Genomic DNA, 19,430 nt, shown 5'->3' with positions numbered 1-19,430 from the left:
CGGCGAACCGTCACCGGGAATTGGGCTGGCCGGCGTAGGCGTTGATGATTTTCTCCAGCAGGGCGTGCCGGACGACGTCGGCGGTACCGAACCGGCAGAAGCCGATTTCCGGTATCTGCCGCAGGGTCGTTTCAGCATGCAGCAGTCCGGACGCCTCGTTGCGGCCGAGGTCCGCCTGGGACGGGTCGCCGGTGATTACGCAGCGCGAATGAAAACCGAGGCGGGTCAAAAACATCAGCATCTGGTCGCAGGTCGTATTCTGCGCTTCGTCCAGGATGATGAAGGCGTGATTCAACGTCCGGCCGCGCATGAAGGCCAGCGGCGCCACTTCGATGACATTGCGGGAAATCAAACCGGCCGCTTCATCGAAGTCGAGCATGTCGTACAGCGCGTCATAGAGCGGCCGCAGATACGGCATGATCTTTTCTTCCAGATTGCCGGGCAGGAAACCGAGATTTTCACCGGCCTCCTTGGCCGGCCGGGTCAGGACGATCCGCGAATAATTGCCCTTCAGAAATTCCGAAACGGCCATCGCCATCGCCAGGTAAGTCTTGCCGGTGCCGGCCGGACCGATGCCGAATACGACATCCCTGGTGCGCATCGCGTTCAGATATTCCAACTGCATTCTGGTCCGGGGCAGGATTTCCCGCTTTTTCGGACTGACCCGCACCCGCTCCGCGAACAGGGCGCGCAATTCGCCGTCCCGCCGGTCCCGGTAGGCTTTCAGCACCTGCTCGAAATCGGCCTGTTCCAGATTGCCGCCGCGCAATTGGTGCAGCGTCGACAATTCGCTGAAAAAGCGTTGCGCCCGCTCGATATCAACCTCGCTGCCGTCGAGCTGCACCCAACTGTCCCGCGCCACCAGCCGGACCGACAATGCCGTCTCGGCCAGCGGCAGATTACGGTTGGGATCACCGGCAAAGACCGTATGCGGCGTCAAACCGTAATCCAGGTAAATTTTTACACTCATGCTGTGACGACAATTTCCTTACGGCATCGGGATTTTCAGCTTCATGCCCGGCTTGATGACCGTCGAACCTTTCAAGACGTCCTGGTTGGCGTCGGCGATTTTCTGCCACAACTGCCGGCCGTAGAATTTCTGGGCGATCTTGCTCAGGCTGTCGCTCTGCTGGACGGTGTAAATTTCGAATTTGGTGTCGGTCGCCGGAACCGCGGCGGCCGCCGCCGGTTCGGTCGCCGGCGCGGCGGTGCTGACTGCCGGTTCGTCGAGCGGCTCGACATCCGCTTCGACAATTTCAACCGCTTCCATCATATACCCGGCCGGCACCTCTTCGAACTCGGCCGGAGCCGCCTGCGCTCCGGTCGTCGCCGGCGGCGGAGTTTCCGGCACGACCGGCACGACGGTCGATTTGTAACGCTGCTGTTCGACGTCGTACAGGCTCGGCGGCACCGTCGGCGGCGCCTGCCAGCTCGGATAATTCTCTTTGATAATCGTTTCCCACTGCTGTTCCTGTGGGCTCAAGGGGGTCTGTGCCAATTGCGGACTGCAGCCGACCACGCCGATGCCGATGAGCAATGCCGCTCCAGTTGCCATGCAAATATTCTTCATCATTTCAGCCTCCGTTAGAAACTTTTTTTGATTTCTGATCCATTGCCTTAAAATAATTTACCTCTAGAATATAATTTCATTCCGCGACAAAAACAAGTGAGCGGCCGGGTGTTTCGCGATAAAATAAAAAAGCGGCCGGCAATCCGGTCGCCTTTTTATGCTTTGACGGTCGTTGCGGCGGCACCGTCTGTTTTTTTTTAACGCCGGCGCAGTTCGACGATGGCGCGGGCGATGGCGTCCCGCCGGCTGGCGATCGGCGCGGCGCGGAAGGTGTATTCCGTCAGCGACCGGCTGATCGATTCGGGAACCGCCAGCAATTGCCGGTAGTCGCGGTATTCGTCCGGTGTCAGGACCGCCTGCTTTTCCGCCAGCAACTTCTGCAGCATCGTCAGATATTCGAAATCCTCCAGCCCGTCGCGCAGCGCTTCCAGCCGGAAGCTCGACACCGGCCGGTCGCCCGGCTCGCAAAGTTCGCCGTTTCTGGCCGGTTCCGGCGGATAGATGAGTCGGCCGTCGCCGTTGCCCCAACTGGTGCGGGTGCCCGGCGTCGTGCCGTAACCGGTCATCCAGGCGACCGGATCGCGGTAGGGGTTCTGCCGGGAGTCCGGATAGGCGGTTTCGCTGGTCCAGTAGACGGTTTCCCAGATCAGGATGCCGGTGAGGCGGTACTGCCAGGTCTGCCACAGCCAGACCCGCAGCGCGGTGCCGGGGTGGTCGATGAATTCGCCGGCGAACGGCGCCCGCGGTTGGGTGCAAATGTACCACCATAGCTCGTCGCCGGCATTACGCCGGGCAGCGACGCGTTCGGCGTCGAGATAATAAGTCGGCAGGCACCAGATGTTCGGGCCGCCGTACAATGGCGCTTCCGGCTGCTCGGTCAGCAACCGCCGCAGGTGGGGGGCGTATTTTTTCAGCAGCGCCATCTGCTCCATGACGAACGGATAATCTTTTTCCTCCGGTTCATCGAACGTATAGGTGTAGCAGTATCGGTCCCAGCCTTTTTCGACCAGATGCGCGTCGAGCTGGCCCAGATAGGAAGCGATGACCGGCTCGTAACGCGGATCGTCGGCGGTGATGCCGCCGATCGAACCGGGGTGGCGGGCGTGAAAGGTGCCGCTGCCCAGGCCCTCGACCGGCACGACGGCGCTGTTGGCATGAAATTCATCGAACAACATGGTCATATTGGCATCGAATTCCGTCCAGTCGAACTGAACGCGGGGACACTGCGGCGGGTCGTCTGACAGCTCGAGCCGGTAATCGAGCCGGTTGAAACTGCCGCCGTAACTGGAAATCCGGTTGTCGGCCAGCAGTTGCAGATATTGGCGGGCGATGCCGCGCCGTTCGTCGTCGGTTACCGGCCGGTAATAGCGCAGCAGCCGGTCGATGCCCAGTCCGAAGGCGGTCCGGCAACTGGCCCGGTCCGGCAGCGCGAAGTCATAGACTTCCAGTTGCAGCGGAATGACGATCGGTTCCAGGGACGCGCCGGTGATGTGCAACCGGCTGTGGTAGAAGCCGGCCGGCGTCCCGGCCGGAATTTTGGCCCTGACCCAGAAGGCGGCGTTCCGTCCGGCGGGCAGGTCGCTGCCGCCGGCCGGTTGCGGCGGCAGCGGATCGGGCCATTCGCCGATCATGCCGGAGGAATCGGTCGGCATCGTGATTTTGACGTATTCGACCCGGTCGATCGAAAGCGCTTCCGCCGGCAGTTGCCTTCCAGCCGTATTCCGCAATGGATCGGCGGTGATTTTGACTCGGGCCAGCGGCCGGATCGGAGTGATCAGCAATTGAACCGCTTCGGTTTCATTGGCTGCCGCGGTCAGTTGGAGGCATTCGGTGCGCGGTGACGGCAGCGGCGAATCGACGGCGACTTTCTGGGTTGACGGTGCCGTCCAGACCGCCAGTTCGTCGGGGCGGGCCAGCAGCAGCGCGCCGCCGGTGGCGTTGCCGCGCCGCAGGCCGGGAGAGGTTTTGCTGCGGTAAACCAATTGCAGTTCCAGTTCCGCAGAACGGATCAGTACGCCGTCCAGTTCACTGAGCGGTGCCGGCAACGGCAGTTCCAGCCGGGGGCCGTCCGCTTCAAGCCGCAGTTCCGTCCGCTGCAATTCCTCTTCCTGCAACACAACGATTTCAAAGCGGAACGGTCCGGTTCGGCCGTCCGGCAACTGCAACGGCAATTGCCGGGTTTCGGGGTTGAGGAAGAGGGGGGACGGCAGCCGGATGGCCGGATCGACGGCCGAGAATTCCAGTTCGCCGCATTGTCGCCCGGCGTCGTCGGCCGGCGGTTCGGCCGGCCTGGCGGTGAACGCCAGCCGGCTGAGTTGAATGACGCCCTGTTTGCCCCGCAGCCGCAGCCGGAGCTGTTTGGCCGGCAGCAGCGAGGCGGGCAGCGGAGCGGAGAATGCGCCGGTCCCGCTCAATTCGCCGACCGGTCGGAATGCTTCGTCATTCCGGGCGGCTTCGAGGAGCAGGACGCCGCCGTCGGCGGCATAGGAGGATTCGACGCTGACGGCTGCCGCGGTGAACGGCCCGTTGTCGAAGCGATATTCGAGCGAGCCATTCGGTTCGAAGCGCCAGACGGTTGTATTGAACGCAACCCGGCCGGCGATGCCGGACAATCTGCAGGCGGAACTCTCCTGATTCCAGCTTGGCTCGAAATGATAAACGCCGTTTTCGTAAAATTCCTCTTCCGCTAGGGGCTGGCCGGCGGATACGAAAACCGGGATGCTTTCGAACAGTACCGGATTCCGGAACGCCAGCCGGTCGCCGGTGCGCCAGCCGCCGAACTGCAACCGCCGCGCCGCTTCCGGCGCCGGCGTCGGGACGATGAAGCGGTTAACGTACTCCTGCCATTCCCCGCCCAATTGCCGCCGGTCGCGGTTAACCAGCGCGGTGCCGCCGATCAGACAGCCGGCGCCGGTGTTGCCGCGCGCTTCGAAGCGCAGGCCGTAGGTGCGGCCGGCTGACAGCGGCAGCGGCTCGCTCTGCCAGAAGGCGGGGGCGTCGCCGATGTCGCCGTCGATGGTCAAGGTGCCGTCCGGCTGTTGCTCCGCCTGCAATCCGGCATTGTCCGGCGCCTGGAATTCCCAGCGGACGGCCAGAGGCGGTTCCCGGGTCTGCCCGTGGCGTGCATTTTCGGTTTCCGGTTCGACCGCCGCCGCGCTTCCGGCGGCGGCCAGCAGGATGCTCAAAGACAGGATGAATTCGGTCATGGGAGTTGTTCCGGTTGGTTTACCAGGTCGGCATGTAGAGGCCGGAGGCATTGTTCAGCGGCGCCCAGTGCAGGTACCACGGCGCAAGGTCGAGGTAATGGATTCCTTCGACATGGCCGTCGAGGAGTACCGCATTGGCGCGGTTGTTGTGGCGGGCGGTGATCGGATAACTGCGCATGCCGTCGATCTGCGGATAGACCGGCGCGTCGCATTTGATGTAAATCGGCGAATGCCATTGCAGACGGACGGCATCGGCGAGCGCCTGGTCCTGCGGCACCGAATCGCCGGCATAAATCAAGTCGGAGGTCTTGCCGAATTTGTCGAACTCGGCGGCCTTGTGCACTTTCGTCCAGCCGTCGGTCAACGCCGGGGCGAATTGGGCCAGATTGCCGAAGCTGGTCATATTCACCCCGTAGCTGCCGTGCTGGTCGACCAGCAGCCCGTCGCGGTCGCCGATGTTTTCCGGCGCGGCCGGACAGCACATCGAGGCCGGACCGAACCCGTAGTCGAGCATCGTTTCCCACCAGAATACCCAGACGTCATTTTCCTTCAGCGTTGTCGGCGACAGCACCCAGTCGTCATAGTCGTTCTGATAAAGCGCCTGGCCGAGGCCGATCTGTTTGAGATTGCTGACGCATTTGATGTTCTGCGCTGCCGCTTTCGCTTTGGCGAGCGCCGGCAGCAGCATGCTGGCGAGAATGGCGATTATCGCGATGACGACCAGCAGTTCGATCAGTGTGAAAAATTTTCGTTGCATGAGGTGATCCTTTCCTGTTGCTTGACGGATGCGTGTTCCATTGCTTGGTAACTCCGGCTCAATTCAATTCATTTTCGAAAAAGTATTCCATCGGCAGCATTGCGGCGCCCAACGGCAACTGGTCGTCGCCGCAATGCGCCGGCTGGACCGCACAGCGCAATCCCCAGCCGGCATTGCCGTAATGTTCCATGGCCTCCTGCACGACCTGCAGCGTGTATTCCGGGAATTCAGCGGTCCACGGCGGCAGGAAAATAGCTTCCGGGTTGAGCAGGTAAGCCAGATTGACCACCCCCCGGGCAATATAGCCGTAACAGTCGCGCAACAGCTCGATTGCCTGCCGGTCGCCCTGGCGGACTTCCCGGAGAAAATCGGTAAATTGCCAGCCGGGACCGCGGATGGCCCGGTAGATTTTCTGCAGCCGGTTGATGCCGCCGAGAATTTCCAGCGTGCCGTGCCGTCCGTCATAAGGGTGTGGTGCGCTTTCCCGGGCGATCTGGATTAAACCGAATTCTCCGGCGCCCTCCTGATGCCCCTGATAAAGACGGCCGTTGAGGTAAAGGCCGATGCCCAGTCCTTCGTGGACATAGATGAAGTCGTCGAGTCCGGCGGCGCCGCCGCGGCGTTTTTCCAGCCAGGCGAGCAGATGGGAAATATTGCATAAAACACAGGGCTTGTGAAAATGACGGCTGAGCCGTTCCCGCAGCGGCAGCGGCGCTCGCAGGTCGCGGAACTGGAAGGAGTTGACCACTTCGCCGGTGGCCGGATTGGAAATGCCGGTGAGCGCGACGCCGATGCCCGGCAGCCGTTCCGGCGGAACCCGGGCGGCGGCGAGCAGCTCTTCCAACAGGCGGATGGCGCTGTCGACTTTGGCTTCGGCCGGGGTCGACGCCGGCACGGTCAGCGTGCGGCGGAACAGCGTGGCGCCATTGGTGTTCAACAGCACCGCAGTGATGTTGTCGCCGTCGTGAAAATGCAGTCCGGCCAGCAAAAACAGCCTGGAATGCAGATAAAGCGCACCGGGCGGACAGCCGGGGCCGGTGACCGTCTGGTTGTGTTCCTCCAGGCAGCCGGCGGCGAGCAGACTGTCGGTATAGCGGCCGGCGCTGACCAGCGAACAGTGCAACTGTTTGGCCAATTCCTTCCGGGACAGGCCGGGCTGCCGCCAGAACAGCCGCAGGATTTCTCTCTGGCGGGCCGGACTCAGATCCGTCGCCGGCAGGACCGGTTTGAAATTGTTGAAAATGGTCGTCGTTTTCATCATAGTTACTATTATATCAAAAAAAATTTCAAAAGTCAATAGTATTTATAACAAAATGTTAAAAATTATTTAAAATCTTCTCTCCCGGCGTTCTCCGGAGAAATTCGGCGCATTGATGGGAAAAGATATTTTCAGCAAACCGGAAACCAGATGGTTGCAATTGGTGGTTCGGCGGGATAAATTATCGATGTCGAAAATGCTTTTTGCCAAACTATTGAAAACCCGGCGACTGAGATGATTTCAGTGGGGGGCTTGGCGAAGACAATAAACAATAAAGTTGATGGATGGACGGTTGCCATTTCTTTTTCGATTGCCGATTCGCGGCGGGACTCTTCCGGGACGGGAAAGTGACAGCGTGACGACGGTTGGGAAGAGGAGACGCATGAACTTCAATGCATGGATGTTAAAGAGCTGGCTGTTGGCGGTTGTGATCGTTTTCGGCGGCTGGCGGGCTTCGGAAGCCCGGGAGCCGGAAAGCCGGGTCCTGCTGATGCACTCTTATTCCAGCAGTTTTCGCTGGACCGATCAGGTCACCGGCGGGTTTCTTGCCCGGCTGGCCGAGCTTGTTCCCGAAGCCGGCGTGGAGGTCGCCTATCTGGATTTTTTCCGTCCGGGCGCCGACCCCCGGACGACGTTTGAAAATATCGCCAGGCGGGTTGAGGCCGGCGATTACGATGTCGTCGCGGTCTGTGATGACGACGGCATTGAACTGTTCCGGCAGAATGCCCGCCGGCTTCCGGCTGAGGTGCCGGTGGTGTTTCTCGGCTGGGTCGGGTACGATCCGGAAATCCGCCGGGAATTTCCCAATTCGACCGGGCTGATCCAGCCGGTGCCGGTGGCCCGGACGATCGAGCTGGCTTTGCAGTGCTGCGATACGCCGCCGTCGCGCATCGTCGTGATCGTCGATCGCGGACCGGCCGGAGAACGGATTTACTGTGACACGGTCGAATGGTTGAAGGGCCGGACGTTGCCGCCGGTCGACTTCTGGCGCGGCGAAGATTACAGTTCGGCGGAGCTTTTTACCGCGCTGGAGCAATTGCCGGCGGATTCACTGGCGGTCTATACCGGCTGGTATCGGGCTGGATTGAGCGATTATGCCTCCTGTCGCGGGCTGGGCAGTCAACTGGCGGCGCTGGACCGCGGGGCGATGTTCGCCACGATGGACAATTGGCTGGGCCGGGGGATGGTGGGCGGCGTCATGTGCCGGGGGGAACGGCATGGACGCGAAGCGGCCGACTTGGTCGGCCGGCTTCTGGCCGGTTCGTCGGCGGCGGAGTTGCCGTTTGCCGTCGGCGGCGTGGAGGCGGTCGTCGATTGGCCGCAACTGCGGCAGGAGCAGTTGACCGATGACCGTTTGCCGGATGACGTCGTAGTGGTGAACCGGCCGCCGACGATCTGGGAACAATACCGTCGGCCTTTGATTGCGGCGGCGGCGGGCCTGGCGGCGCTGATCGGATTGCTGGCGGCGGCGGCGGTCTACGCCGTCCGTCTCCGGGCGCTGTCCCGTCGGCGGCGGCAGGAAGAGCGGCAGCAACTGGCCGAGCTGCAGACGGTTGCCGCGCAGTTGCGGATGACGCTGCATTCGATCGGCGAGGCGGTGATTGTCACCGATGCGAAGATGAATATCACTTTGATCAATCCGGTGGCGGCAGGCCTGACCGGTTGCGCTGTGGAGGCGGCACTCGGCCGGAAATTCGCCGAGGTTTGGCATATCGTCAGTGAACCGGACGATGAATTGGTTGTTTCTCCGGTGGAACGGGTGCTGGAAACCGGAACGGTCGTCGAATTGGCCGGCCATACCGAGCTGACTTCCGGAGACGGCGGCCGTTGCCGGATTGCCGGCAGCGCGGCGCCGATTCACGAAGCGGACGGCGCGTTGTCCGGCGTGGTGGTGGTCTTCCGGGATGTTTCCGGCGAATATGAGCGGCGCGACCGTTGCGAAGGTGCCTTGAAAATGCTGCAGGCGGCGGCGAGGATGGCCAACTTGAGTTATTTCTGCTGCAACCGGCAGGCGACGGAGTTTTACGGCAGTTGTCCGGCGATGGGCAATTGGGAATGGGAAAATGGCCGGCCGATCGCCGCCGAACGCTGGATTGTGCCGGAGGATTTGCCGCGGTTCCGGGAGGCGCAGGAAGCGTTGCTGGCGGGCCGTCGGCGGGAGGTCCAGGTTGAATACCGTTCCGCTTTTCATGGCGGGCTGCGTTATTTCCGCCTCGCGGCCGAACTGTTGGAACCCTCCGGCGAAAAGCCGCGGATTTTCGGCATCCTGCAGGATGTCACCGCCACTGCCGAACGGGAACGGCAATGCCGGGATACCGACGCCCTGTTGAAAACAATGGTCGAAGCGCTGCCGTGTCTGGTGTTCATCAAAGATTTGTCCAACCGGGGCCGCTATCTGGTGGCCAACCGTTATTTCGCCGAATTCCTGCAGCGCACGCCGGAGGAGATGGTCGGCAAGACCGATGGCGAAATTTTCAACGACCCGGAACTGGTGGAACGTTTCCGGCGGGATGATTCGGCGGCGATGGCCGCTTCCGGGCCGATCGATTCGCTTGAGCGCGTCATCGACTCCCACGGCAGGGTGCGTTATCTGCATGGCGTCAAAGAAGTGGTCCGCCAACCGGATGGCCGGCTGCTGCTGTGCGGCATAGCTGCCGAAATCACCGAGATGGAGGAGGCCAAACGGCGGGAGGAAGAATTCCGCCGGCTGCTGCAGGCGATTCTGGACAATGTGCCGGTCGGTATCCTGCTGAAAGATCCCGCCAGCGAGTTCCGTTATGTCATCTGGAACAAAGCGCTGGCCCGGATTTCCGGCGTGCCGGCCGAGAAGGTGATCGGCAAGACCGATTTCGAAGCGGACATTTATCCTTTCCGGGGATGCGCGCAGAAATTCCGCGAAGAGGATATGACGGCGCTGCGGGACGGGACGGCGCTGACGTTCGTCGAGGAGCTGCCGACCTGCCTGGGTTCCCAGGTGGTTTATCATACCCATAAAATTCCGCTTGAATTCGAGGACGGCCGGAGATATCTGCTCGGGCTGTGCGTCAATATTTCCAAAGAGTGGCTGCTGGAGCGTGACCAGCGGGAGGTGATCGCCCAGTTGAATGCGCATATCCAGCAGGAGAAGATGTTCAACCGCTGTCTGCAGATCATCACCATTGAAAACGACTTCGACCGGGCGATCGAAGCGATTCTGGCCAATGTCTGTGACAACCGCGGCGCCGACCGCTGTTTTGTTTTCCGTTATTCCGACGATTACCGGCGGTTGGACAATTGTTATGAATGGACGCGCGACGGCATCGCGTCGCAGAAGATGTTTTTCCGGAATTTTGAAATCGATAAATATTGGAAACTGCAGCAGATCATCTGCTCCCGGCAGGAGATCGCCATCGACGACGTCGCCCGGAATGCGGAGTGGCGGCAGTTGCTGAAGGCGAAGCTGGACGAAGCGCCGGATGTCCAGTCGTTGTTGTTGTGCGGCATCTGGGACGGCGACCGGCTCTGGGGGATTATCGGCATGGATTTCGTGCGGTCGCTGCATCCGATTTCCGGCATGGACCGGGAAGTGCTCCGCAATGTCTGCAACCTGGTGTTGCTGGCGGAGAAGCGCAAACGGCAGGTGGAATTGGTCGCCGACAGCGTTTCGCTGCGCAAGCAGTTGGTCGACAACATCAGCATTCCGATCGCCATTTTCGACCATGATTTCCGGGTAGTCACCGCCAATGCGGCGGCGGCGGAGACGGTGCCGATGCCGCTGGAGGAGTTGATCGGTTCCCGCTGTTATGAGACGCTTTGCGGCCAGTCGGAGCCGCCGCCGTGGTGCCCGCATGTCCAGGTGTGGAAAACCGGCCAGGCGAAAACGGCGGACTTCGTATCGCGCGGCCACAGTTTCCGCCTGACCAGCCAGCCGATCTTCGACCGTCGGGGCGAAGTGCAGTTCGTTTTCGAGGCGGCGGTGGATATGACGGACCCCTATCGGCAGCAGGAGGCGCTGGAGCAGAGCCGCAATCAACTGCAGTTGAGCAACGATTTGCTGAAAACTTACATCGAACAGGATGAAACGGTCAATGCCTGTATGGAAACTTTGGTGTTCAACAGCGATTTCGCCGATGCTCTGCAGCAGGTGGTGGACAAGATCGGTCAACAGCTCGGGACGGACACCACCACCGTTTTCCGGATGGATGCGGAGCGGCACCGCCTGGTTGCCCTGGCCGGCTGGGCCCGGACCGAAGCGTTGAGGGAGGAACGGAAATTTATGGAGCTGGATATCGCTCCACTGCCGCTGTCCTGGAACGAATTGTACCAGAAAGGCATCATTTCCTGGCGGACCGACCGGTTCCGGGAGGCGGAGGCCACGCCGCTGGAACGGGAATTGCAGAATTATCTGCTCGGCCGCCGTTCCGGCGCTCTGCTGGCGATCGGCATCTACCATCAGGGGCGCTACTGGGGACATATCGGCGCGGAATTCATCGCGCCGGAAAAGGCGTTCGGGGCGCCTGAAACCCGGATGATGCATGCGGCGGCGCGCATCATTGAAGTGTTGATCGAACGGGAGCGGGTCGGGCAGGAACTGGCCCGCAGCGAAGCGGAGAAGAAGTTGATTTTCAATATGCTGGAAATCCCGCTGGTGCTGTTCGACTGCCGGAACAATATCGTCCGGATCAATCCGGCCGCCGCCCGGATGGTGGGACGCAGCGAGGCGGAGATCATGTCCGAGCCCTGTTACCGCAGTTTCTGCCAGCAGGGCGGCCCCGCCAAAGAGTGTTCGGTCCGTCTGACGCTGCAGACCGGCCAGGCGCAGTTGCTGGAGCGGAAGATCAGGGGGCGGATTTACCGGATTGCGACGTTGCCGTTTTTGGCTGACGGCAAGATTGTCAACGTGCTGCAGAGCTTCGTCGATATCACTGAAGTGCGGCAGCAGCAGGAGCAGTTGCAGCAGGCGATGGAGGATGCCCAGGCGGCCGACCGGGCCAAGAGTTTCTTCCTGGCGACGATGAGCCATGAAATCCGGACGCCGCTGAATGCGGTGATCGGCTTCAGCGAGTTGCTGCAGAATCAGAGGTTGGCGCCGGAAGAACAATTGGAATATCTGCAGTCGATCAATTTTGCCGGGATGGCGCTGCTGCGGCTGATCAACGACATTCTGGATCTGTCCAAGATTGAGGCCGGACAGATGAAGATTGTCGAGGAAAAGATGGACTTCGTCGTCTTGTGCCGCGAAATCAATGCGATCTTCAGCCGGAAAGCGACCGAGAAACGGTTGACGCTGCAGTTGCTCTGTCCGGATGATTTGCCGCTGCTCTGCCTGGACGGCCAGCGGGTGCGGCAGATCCTGCTCAATTTGATCGGCAATGCGATCAAATTCACCGAGCGCGGCACTGTGGCGCTGGAAGTGCACTTCCAACCGGGCAATGATACCGAAGGAAAGTTGACTGTCGACGTCCGCGACACCGGCATCGGCATTTCTCCGGAGTATCGGCAGAAGATTTTTCAGCCGTTCGTTCAGGATGACAACGCCCGGAACCGGGCCTATGAAGGGACCGGCCTGGGGCTGTCGATCTGCCAGCGCCTGATCCGGACGATGGGCGGCGAGCTTGCCGTCGAGAGCGAACTGGGCAAGGGCAGTTGTTTTTCAATGCGCTTGACCGGGGTGCGTTATGAAAAGCGCCAGGAGGCCGCCGGGATCGACCGGCCGGCGGTCGAGGTCGCCGCCGCGGTGGAGCAGCCGCCGAAAATCCTGCTGGTCGACGATGTGGCGATGAATTTGAAGGTGCTCAATGCCATGTTGCGCCAACTGGGCGCCGAATGCCTGATGGCGTCGTCGGGCGAGGAGGCGTTGCGCCGGCTGGACGATTTCTCGCCTGAATTGGTGTTGACGGACCTCTGGATGCCGGGGATGAACGGCGCGCAACTGGCTGCCGAAATCCGCCGGCTGCCGCAGGGGCGGCAGCTCGTTCTCGTTGCAGTGACCGCCGATACCGAGACGGACGGCTCTTTTTCGATGGTCTGTTTCGACGGCGTCCTGCGGAAGCCGGTCTCGCTGGCCAAGCTGCGCCAACTGTTGGACGCGTGGAGGAACCGGGAACTCTTCCGCCGCCCGGACGATGAGTCGCCGCAGTGCCGGGTTTTCTGACCGGACGGAAATTGCCGCCGAATTCATCCGCCGGAAAATTTTATTTTTTTTATGGCCGGCTATTGACTTTTGATAAAAATTTCGCTATAATTATCTATGTGGAACGTTCCACGGGAAAAATGGATCAAACGGAACAGGAGTCGGTATGCCATCGGATAAGCGGGTGACCATCAAAGATATCGCTGAATATTGCGGCATGTCGAAGAGTCTGGTCGGTTATATTTTAAGCGATTCGGCGGTGCGGACCGGCTCCGAAGAGGCGCGGGACAAGGTGCGGCAGGCGGCCGAGCTGCTGGGGTATCAGCCCAACCGGGCGGCGAAAATGCTGGTCGGCAAGAGCAGCCAGATCATCGGCGTCAGCATCGACAGTCATTCCGGGCCGGCCTATTTCCGCCGGCTGTCGATGATGGAACGGGAGGCGAAAAAATACGGTTACCGGCTGATGATCAACGAGAATTCCGACCGCTCGGATGAACTGCTGCAGTCCTACCGGACCTTTTGCGAATACGGCGTCACTGGCGTCGTCTATCTGAAGCATGATTTTCCGCTCCAGAATGAGGAGTTGCGGGGGCAGTTTGCGGAAATGAAAAATGTGGTGTTTCTCGGCAAACCGATCGTCGGGGACGCGGTCTATGTCGATGTCGACTGGGGGGCCGGAACCCGGCGGGCGGCGGAATATCTGATCAAATGCGGCCGGCGCCGGGTCGCACTGGTGGTCGACAAACTGCCCTATTACTCGATCGAAACCCGGGTCGACGGCTTCCGGGAAGCGCTGGCGGCCACCGGTTGCCGGGAAGGGCGGGAGGCTTTCGTCTTCCGGATTGATTATTCCAACGATCTGGACGAGACGCGCCGCATCGTCCGGCGGGCGATAGAAGAGCTGCTGCTGCCGAACCGGATCGACGCGATCTGTATGCAGAACGATCTCTTCGCCGCCTTTCTGCTGCAGGAGCTTCACCGGCGGCGGATTCGGGTGCCGGAGGACATCGCCGTCATCGGCCAGGACAATGAACCCTTCTCCGGGTTGCTGATTCCGGCGCTGGCGACCATCGATGAAAATTTGGCAATCCAGAGTAAATATCTGATTGAACTTCTGCTGGCTTTGATCGAAAAAAAGGAGTTGCCGCCGGAGCAGCGCTGCCGCCGGGTGGTGCCGTCGCTGGTCTGGCGCGAATCCGCCGGCGTTCCGGCCGGAACGAAGGTGCGGGACGAGGACAACCGGATTGAAATCATCGCGGAAAGTTATTGAAATTTCAACCAACCAAGAAAGGTGGAACCGATGAAAAAGAAATTTACATTGATTGAATTGCTGGTAGTTATTGCTATTATTGCCATTCTTGCCAGCATGTTGCTGCCGGCGTTGTCGAAGGCCAAAGCCAAGGCGATCGCGGTCAATTGCATCAGCAACCTCAAACAGTTGATGCTGTCCACCCAGATGTATGCCAACGATTATGACGACAACTGTCCGCCGGTGGTGATGGATCAATGGGGCGGCGAATGGAGCAGTTACCTGGTCGACCTCGGTTATGTCGACAATCCGCCGAGAACCCTGATGTGTCCGGCGAACAATCCGCCCGGCGCCGGATTCACCTGGAAAACCACCAATGACCAGATGCCGTCCGACTGGAAATGGGAATACCGCCGGCAGTGCTACGGCATGCCGCTGCGGACCAATCGCGATGGTTTCGATGCCTGGAACGGCACCATCAAAACCGGCAGCGAAACCAATCCGTCCGATTGCGTGATCTATCTGGACACCACCGGCGCGCCGGGTTCCGGCGACGTTTACGAAGGGAAGCAGTATTACACGGTGGACTGGTGGATCGGCTTTATCGGCCTGCGGCACAGCCGGCGGGCGAATTGCGGCCATCTCGACGGTTCGGCCCGGGCCCACGAGGAGGGGTGGTTCCACGATCCGGACGGTAAATTCTATGAGGATTACAAGTGGCCGATGAGCGTGCTATATTATTGAGAGAACTGAACCGGCTGGTGATGACAAAATGAATGGAATGAAAATTTTCAATTTGAGCATGCTGCTATTGGGCGGCGCCTGGGCGCTCCCCGGCGGGGAACCGGAGTGGACCACGGTTTTTGCCGACAGCGTCTGGTCGGACCGGGAGATCGCGGCCCATGCCGAAGCGGCGCCGCCGGTGTTGGTGGCGGCGCGCGGCGAGGCCGAGCACCTGCAGATTCGTCTGACGATCACGCCGGAACGGCTGGCGCGGGGAACCACGTTGCTGACGATGCCGTTCGTCAAGGTCGACTGGGGAGAATTCACCGGTCCGGACGGCGTGATGCTGCCCCGGGAAGCCGGCAGCTTCCGGACGGTGGGATTGAACGGGACGGTCGGCGGCGACGTGTTGATTCCGGTCGACCGGGTGCTGCTGCGCGATGACCGTCCGACCGACAATTACTTTACCGTCAAAGTGCCGGAATCCGCCGTTCCGGGATTATATCGCACCGCGCTGACTTTGACTGGCGACGATTTCGCCGAAGAAATTCCGATCGAACTGGAGGTCCTTGATGCCGCGGTGCCGCGGGTGCCGACCTATCCGTCGGTGGTGACCGTCACTTCGATTCCGCTGGCGCCGCTCTGGTGGCTGGAGCCGGGTTCGCCGGAAGTGGCGGACAAGGTGGCGGAGTACATTCGTTTTCTGCTGGATTACCGGTTCTGCCCCTATGCGGAAGGCGGCGGGCCGATGATGATGACCGGTTCGCCGTGGCCGTGGTACGACGAACGGAGCCGGGAACTGCTCGCCGACGAGCGTTATACCCATGTGATGGTGCCGTTCTACCGGGATTCGGCGCGGTTGCTGGACCCGGCCAATTACGATCCGGAGGAGCTGCGGCGCAATCTGGCGGCGATCCGGGCGGCCGGCAAAACCGGTATTTTTTATATCGCCGATGAATCCACCACCGAGGAGATGTATCGCCGGATCAAGGCGGTGATGGCGGTCATCGACCGGGAAGCGCCGGATTGTTACACGCTGAACACCTTTTTCATCGGTGCCGGCGAACAACATACGCCGGAAGGATTCCGCAAGGTTCATGAAGCGTTTACCGGCGAAAGACAGATTTTCTGCTGGGGCGAATACGCCTGGCTGGGACAGAGCGATTTCGCCCGGGAATTCCATGCGCTGCTGCGGCCGGAAAAGGAACAGCATTGGAGCTATGTCTGCATGGGGCCGGGCGGCGACGAACCCAATTTGCTGTTCGGCATGACCGGCGTGCAGAACCGGGCGGTCTGGTGGCGGGCCTGGCAGGAGGAGGCGACCGGGTTCCTCTATTGGAGTGCCAACTACCAGACGCTGCGGGACGGCGGCATTCATTCCAATTCCGGCTTGCCGGACGGCGACGGGTTCCTGGTTTATCCGGGACCGTATTTCGGCGTGCCCGGCCTTCTGGCCTCGACCCGGCTGGAACGCTGGCGGGACGGAGCGGAAGATGTCGAATTGCTGATCCAGGTTGAGCGCAGGCACGGCCGGGAAACCGCCAGGGCGCTGCTGGATGAATTTTACCGGTCGCCGGCGGAAACCAATTCGTTCTTTCCCGGTTCCGAGGCGTTGCGTCAATTCAAACGCCGGGCCGCCGAATTGTTGAAATAGCCGTGCATCGGCGATTGCCATCAATCTTCCATAGCAAAAGAGAAAGTTCTGCTGACATGAAAAAGACGGTTCTGACTACCCTTCTCTCCGGCATGCTGACCGCTTCGGCGCTGGCCGGCGTTGAAATCAAGGTGTTCCATTCGCTGGCCGACGTGCGCGACCCGGCCGAGGCGGTTCCCGGCGGCACGCTGGCGCTGACGATGGCGCGCAATGAATATGAAAGCGTGCAACTGGCGGTTGCCGCTTCGGAACCGGTCGTGTTGGCTTTTTCGCTGCCGGCAGTGCCGGGGCTGACTTTCTCATTGTTTCGAATCGCCGAAGCCGGCGGGGTGCCGGATGTACTGGTGCCGCTGCCGGAGGGCGGCAGCGTGGAAGTGGCCGCCGGTCAACCGGCCTATTTCTGGCTGACGGTCAAAACGGCCGTCCATGCGGAGCCCGGCGGCTATCCGGTCTCTTTGACCGTGACGGCGCCGGAAACGGCATTGCATGTTCCGCTGCAAATCGAGGTGACCGGTTTTACGATGCCGGCGGCGCCGCCGATCGCGGTGGCGGCCGGAATTATGGACCGGCAGGTTGCCGACATCTACCACCGGGAGCTCGACAGCGAGGCCGGTTGCAATATTCTGCTGCAATGGCATGAAAAATGTCTGGAATACGGCCTTTCTCCCTATTTCTGGCGGCCGGTCTATGAAGAAGGCCAAACGCCGTTGAACTATTGTTATCCGTCGCCGTGGCCGGCCGATGACCCGCGCACCGCTGCGTTGCTGGCCGATCCGCGCCAGGTCGCTTTCGCGGTGCCGTTCTGCAATCCGGATGACCCGGACGCCGAAGAACTGCGCCGGTTTGCCGATTTGCTGGCCGCCCGCAACTGGCATGACCGCAGTTTCTGCTACGTATTCGACGAGCCGACCGATGAATATTATCCGGCCGTCCATGAACGCGCCGCCCGGTTGCGGGCCATCGACCCGGCCATTCCGGTGCTGGTTTCCTACTTCTGCGGCCCGGACAGGGAACGGGAGTCGCTCGGGGAGGTCTACGACGCCTTCGGCGAGGATTGCGACATTCACTCCATGAGTTACTGGGCGATCGGCGAGGATGAAGGCTTCATCGACCGGCTGCGCCGACAACCGCGCCGGCCGGAGGTCTGGCCTTACGTCTGCTGCGGTCCCGGCGAGCCGGCGCCGAATTATTTCCTGGGCATGTCCGGTTTACAGCACCGTTTCGTCCTCTGGCGCGCCTGGAAGGAGAATGCCAGCGGCTTTCTTTACTGGGCGGTGAATGCCTTCTCCGGCCGGGCGGCCGTTCCCGGCGGCCTGCCGGCATTCAATCCGGCCTTTGCCGCCGGCGACGGCGTGCTGCTCTATCCGGCGGAAGATTTCATCGCCGCACCTCCGGCCAGCGGCTTTCAGCCCCCGCTGGCGTCGGTCCGGCTGGCCCGGTTGCGGGACAGCCTGGAAGACTGGGCGTTGTTCGAGGCCTGTGCCGAACAGGACGGCCGCGAAACGGTGCTGGCGGCGGTCCGCGAGGTTTATCCGGCGCCGTATCAATATCCGGATGACCCGGCGGCGGTCGATACGCTGCGCCGCAAATTGTTTGCGACGCTTCATTGATGCCAGGGACAGGTTTTTCGGCCTGGAGCCAAAGAGGGATGGCTCCGGCCGGAACGGTGAGGCTCACCAACCTGTTCAACGATTCCCGAAGAAGTTCCGCATTTCCGCATTGGGCCAGCTGCCGGCCGTCCGGCAGCCGGATCCGCTAGCGGCGGGGGGTAACGGCCAGCACGGCGTAGGTCCCGCGATGATCGGTCGGCCAGATCGACACCGGCGGCAGAATGGGATCATCGGTGGTTTCATCACTGCGCTGGCCTTTGACGATCATCGTCTCCGGGCCGATCAAACCGGCCTTTTCCACCGTCAGCCGCCTGGAGGGGCCGACAAAAATAAAGTCGATCCGGTCCCGTTCATCGGCTTCGGGCGCCCAGGTCAACGCACTCACTTCGACATGCGGATTGTTGCACGGGAAAGTCGCGGCCGGATATTTTACCGGATCGGGATAGCGTTGGCGGTAGGTATCGATCCAGCCGGCCTCTTCCAGGCATTTGGTCGTCTGCCACGGCATCACGATGCCGTTGTGACCGAATAAATCGGCGGTCGCCTCGGTCCAGTCCAGATGGGACGGTTCGTTGAAATCCCCGCCGAGAATAACGATATCGCCGGCTTTCAGATAGGGTTGGGCGTCCTTTATCAACTGCGCCATCGCCTCCGGCCGGCCGCTGGCCAGATTCATCCGGGAAACCGGTTCGACCGTATGAACCGGGCCATCCGGCAATTTCTGCCAGGTGTTGCCGTCATAACCCCGCGGCAGATAACAGGCGTAATCCAGGTAATTCAAATGAACCGAGTAGACGACGAGCCGCCCCAGCGCCCCGCCGTCGAGCACCACTTTCTGGTGATTGGAGATATTCTGTTCCTCGATGAAAGGATAAACCGACAACACCTGGCAATCGTTCTGAGTTTTCGACGCCTGATAATGCAGCCCCTCCCTGGCCAATGCTTCAGTCAGTTCGGCAATCGTACCGTCCTTTCCCGCTTCGCACAATACAACGATCTCCGGTTTCAGACGTTTGATCTCGGCGATGATTCCCTTCTGGGCATCCGGCACATTCGCGGCACTCTGCCAGATGTTCAACTGCATCACCTTCACTGCCGTCACCGCCTCGTCGGCCAGGGAGCCGGCCGACACTGCCAGCATCAACATCCATACCAGGAACCGTTTCATTTCATCCTCCCGAAGGTTACCAATTTTTTATTCCTGAATTTTAATTAAAATAGAAGAAAACGGCCGTGAAAGCAAATTGCTTTTTCAAAAAATTACAATCGAAGTGAATAAAAAAACTACCTG

General features: G+C 60.8%; 11 protein-coding genes. 5 read left to right on the top strand and 6 right to left on the bottom strand.

Annotated features, from left to right (window positions below):
• Positions 1-10: 10 nt before the first annotated feature.
• The 5 genes from HWX74_RS03645 to HWX74_RS03625 form a co-directional block, all read right to left on the bottom strand.
• Positions 11-970: a PhoH family protein gene (locus HWX74_RS03645; protein WP_176012249.1), complete on the bottom strand. Its 960-nt coding sequence runs from the start codon at positions 968-970 to the stop codon at positions 11-13.
• An 18-nt stretch (positions 971-988) separates the two neighbouring features.
• Entirely contained in the window at positions 989-1,573 is a 585-nt protein-coding gene (locus HWX74_RS03640; protein ID WP_176012248.1) for a LysM peptidoglycan-binding domain-containing protein, read from the bottom strand.
• 194 nt (positions 1,574-1,767) lie between these two features.
• The gene (locus tag HWX74_RS03635; RefSeq protein ID WP_176012247.1) at positions 1,768-4,776 is read right to left on the bottom strand and encodes a DUF4091 domain-containing protein; all 3,009 of its coding nucleotides are present in this window, start codon (positions 4,774-4,776) and stop codon (positions 1,768-1,770) included.
• Between the two features lie 19 nt (positions 4,777-4,795).
• On the bottom strand, positions 4,796-5,533 hold the full coding sequence (locus HWX74_RS03630) for a prepilin-type N-terminal cleavage/methylation domain-containing protein (RefSeq protein ID WP_176012246.1): 738 nt from the start codon (positions 5,531-5,533) through the stop codon (positions 4,796-4,798).
• Positions 5,534-5,591: 58 nt separating this feature from the next.
• A complete protein-coding gene (locus HWX74_RS03625) occupies positions 5,592-6,794 on the bottom strand; it encodes an ROK family transcriptional regulator (RefSeq protein WP_176012245.1) in 1,203 nt (400 codons plus the stop codon).
• Between the two features lie 379 nt (positions 6,795-7,173).
• Here HWX74_RS03625 and HWX74_RS03620 point away from each other — a divergent pair, with 379 nt between their 5' ends.
• The 5 genes from HWX74_RS03620 (at position 7,174) to HWX74_RS03600 (ending at position 18,139) form a co-directional block, all read left to right on the top strand.
• Positions 7,174-12,924 (top strand): PAS domain-containing protein, encoded by a 5,751-nt coding sequence (locus tag HWX74_RS03620; RefSeq protein ID WP_176012244.1) that lies wholly within the window; start codon positions 7,174-7,176, stop codon positions 12,922-12,924.
• A 145-nt stretch (positions 12,925-13,069) separates the two neighbouring features.
• Positions 13,070-14,173, top strand: coding sequence for a LacI family DNA-binding transcriptional regulator (locus tag HWX74_RS03615; RefSeq protein ID WP_176012243.1), 1,104 nt, complete (start codon positions 13,070-13,072; stop codon positions 14,171-14,173).
• A gap of 30 nt (positions 14,174-14,203) precedes the next feature.
• Positions 14,204-14,896 (top strand): type II secretion system protein, encoded by a 693-nt coding sequence (locus tag HWX74_RS03610; protein ID WP_176012242.1) that lies wholly within the window; start codon positions 14,204-14,206, stop codon positions 14,894-14,896.
• A gap of 28 nt (positions 14,897-14,924) precedes the next feature.
• Positions 14,925-16,529, top strand: coding sequence for a DUF4091 domain-containing protein (locus HWX74_RS03605; RefSeq protein ID WP_176012241.1), 1,605 nt, complete (start codon positions 14,925-14,927; stop codon positions 16,527-16,529).
• A gap of 56 nt (positions 16,530-16,585) precedes the next feature.
• Positions 16,586-18,139 carry a DUF4091 domain-containing protein gene (locus HWX74_RS03600; protein WP_176012240.1) on the top strand — a complete coding sequence of 518 codons (1,554 nt, stop codon included), beginning with the start codon at positions 16,586-16,588 and terminating at the stop codon, positions 18,137-18,139.
• A 145-nt stretch (positions 18,140-18,284) separates the two neighbouring features.
• On the opposite strand, the gene HWX74_RS03595 is transcribed toward HWX74_RS03600, so the two are convergent.
• Complete coding sequence (locus HWX74_RS03595; protein WP_176012239.1) at positions 18,285-19,307, bottom strand: endonuclease/exonuclease/phosphatase family protein; 1,023 nt, start codon at positions 19,305-19,307, stop codon at positions 18,285-18,287.
• Between the last annotated feature and the right edge of the window lie 123 nt (positions 19,308-19,430).

The sequence above is a fragment of the Victivallis sp. Marseille-Q1083 genome (genome assembly GCF_903645315.1).
Lineage (GTDB): Bacteria > Verrucomicrobiota > Lentisphaeria > Victivallales > Victivallaceae > UMGS1518.
This window is presented reverse-complemented; position numbering and strand designations above follow the sequence as displayed.

What these genes read in the sequence shown, in the direction of transcription:
- HWX74_RS03645 (WP_176012249.1), bottom strand. Translation starts at nt 970, where the DNA reads ATGAGTGTAAAAATTTACCTGGATTACGGTTTGACGCCGCATACGGTC.
- HWX74_RS03640 (WP_176012248.1), bottom strand. Translation starts at nt 1,573, where the DNA reads ATGATGAAGAATATTTGCATGGCAACTGGAGCGGCATTGCTCATCGGC.
- HWX74_RS03635 (WP_176012247.1), bottom strand. Translation starts at nt 4,776, where the DNA reads ATGACCGAATTCATCCTGTCTTTGAGCATCCTGCTGGCCGCCGCCGGA.
- HWX74_RS03630 (WP_176012246.1), bottom strand. Translation starts at nt 5,533, where the DNA reads ATGCAACGAAAATTTTTCACACTGATCGAACTGCTGGTCGTCATCGCG.
- HWX74_RS03625 (WP_176012245.1), bottom strand. Translation starts at nt 6,794, where the DNA reads ATGATGAAAACGACGACCATTTTCAACAATTTCAAACCGGTCCTGCCG.
- HWX74_RS03620 (WP_176012244.1), top strand. Translation starts at nt 7,174, where the DNA reads ATGAACTTCAATGCATGGATGTTAAAGAGCTGGCTGTTGGCGGTTGTG.
- HWX74_RS03615 (WP_176012243.1), top strand. Translation starts at nt 13,070, where the DNA reads ATGCCATCGGATAAGCGGGTGACCATCAAAGATATCGCTGAATATTGC.
- HWX74_RS03610 (WP_176012242.1), top strand. Translation starts at nt 14,204, where the DNA reads ATGAAAAAGAAATTTACATTGATTGAATTGCTGGTAGTTATTGCTATT.
- HWX74_RS03605 (WP_176012241.1), top strand. Translation starts at nt 14,925, where the DNA reads ATGAATGGAATGAAAATTTTCAATTTGAGCATGCTGCTATTGGGCGGC.
- HWX74_RS03600 (WP_176012240.1), top strand. Translation starts at nt 16,586, where the DNA reads ATGAAAAAGACGGTTCTGACTACCCTTCTCTCCGGCATGCTGACCGCT.
- HWX74_RS03595 (WP_176012239.1), bottom strand. Translation starts at nt 19,307, where the DNA reads ATGAAACGGTTCCTGGTATGGATGTTGATGCTGGCAGTGTCGGCCGGC.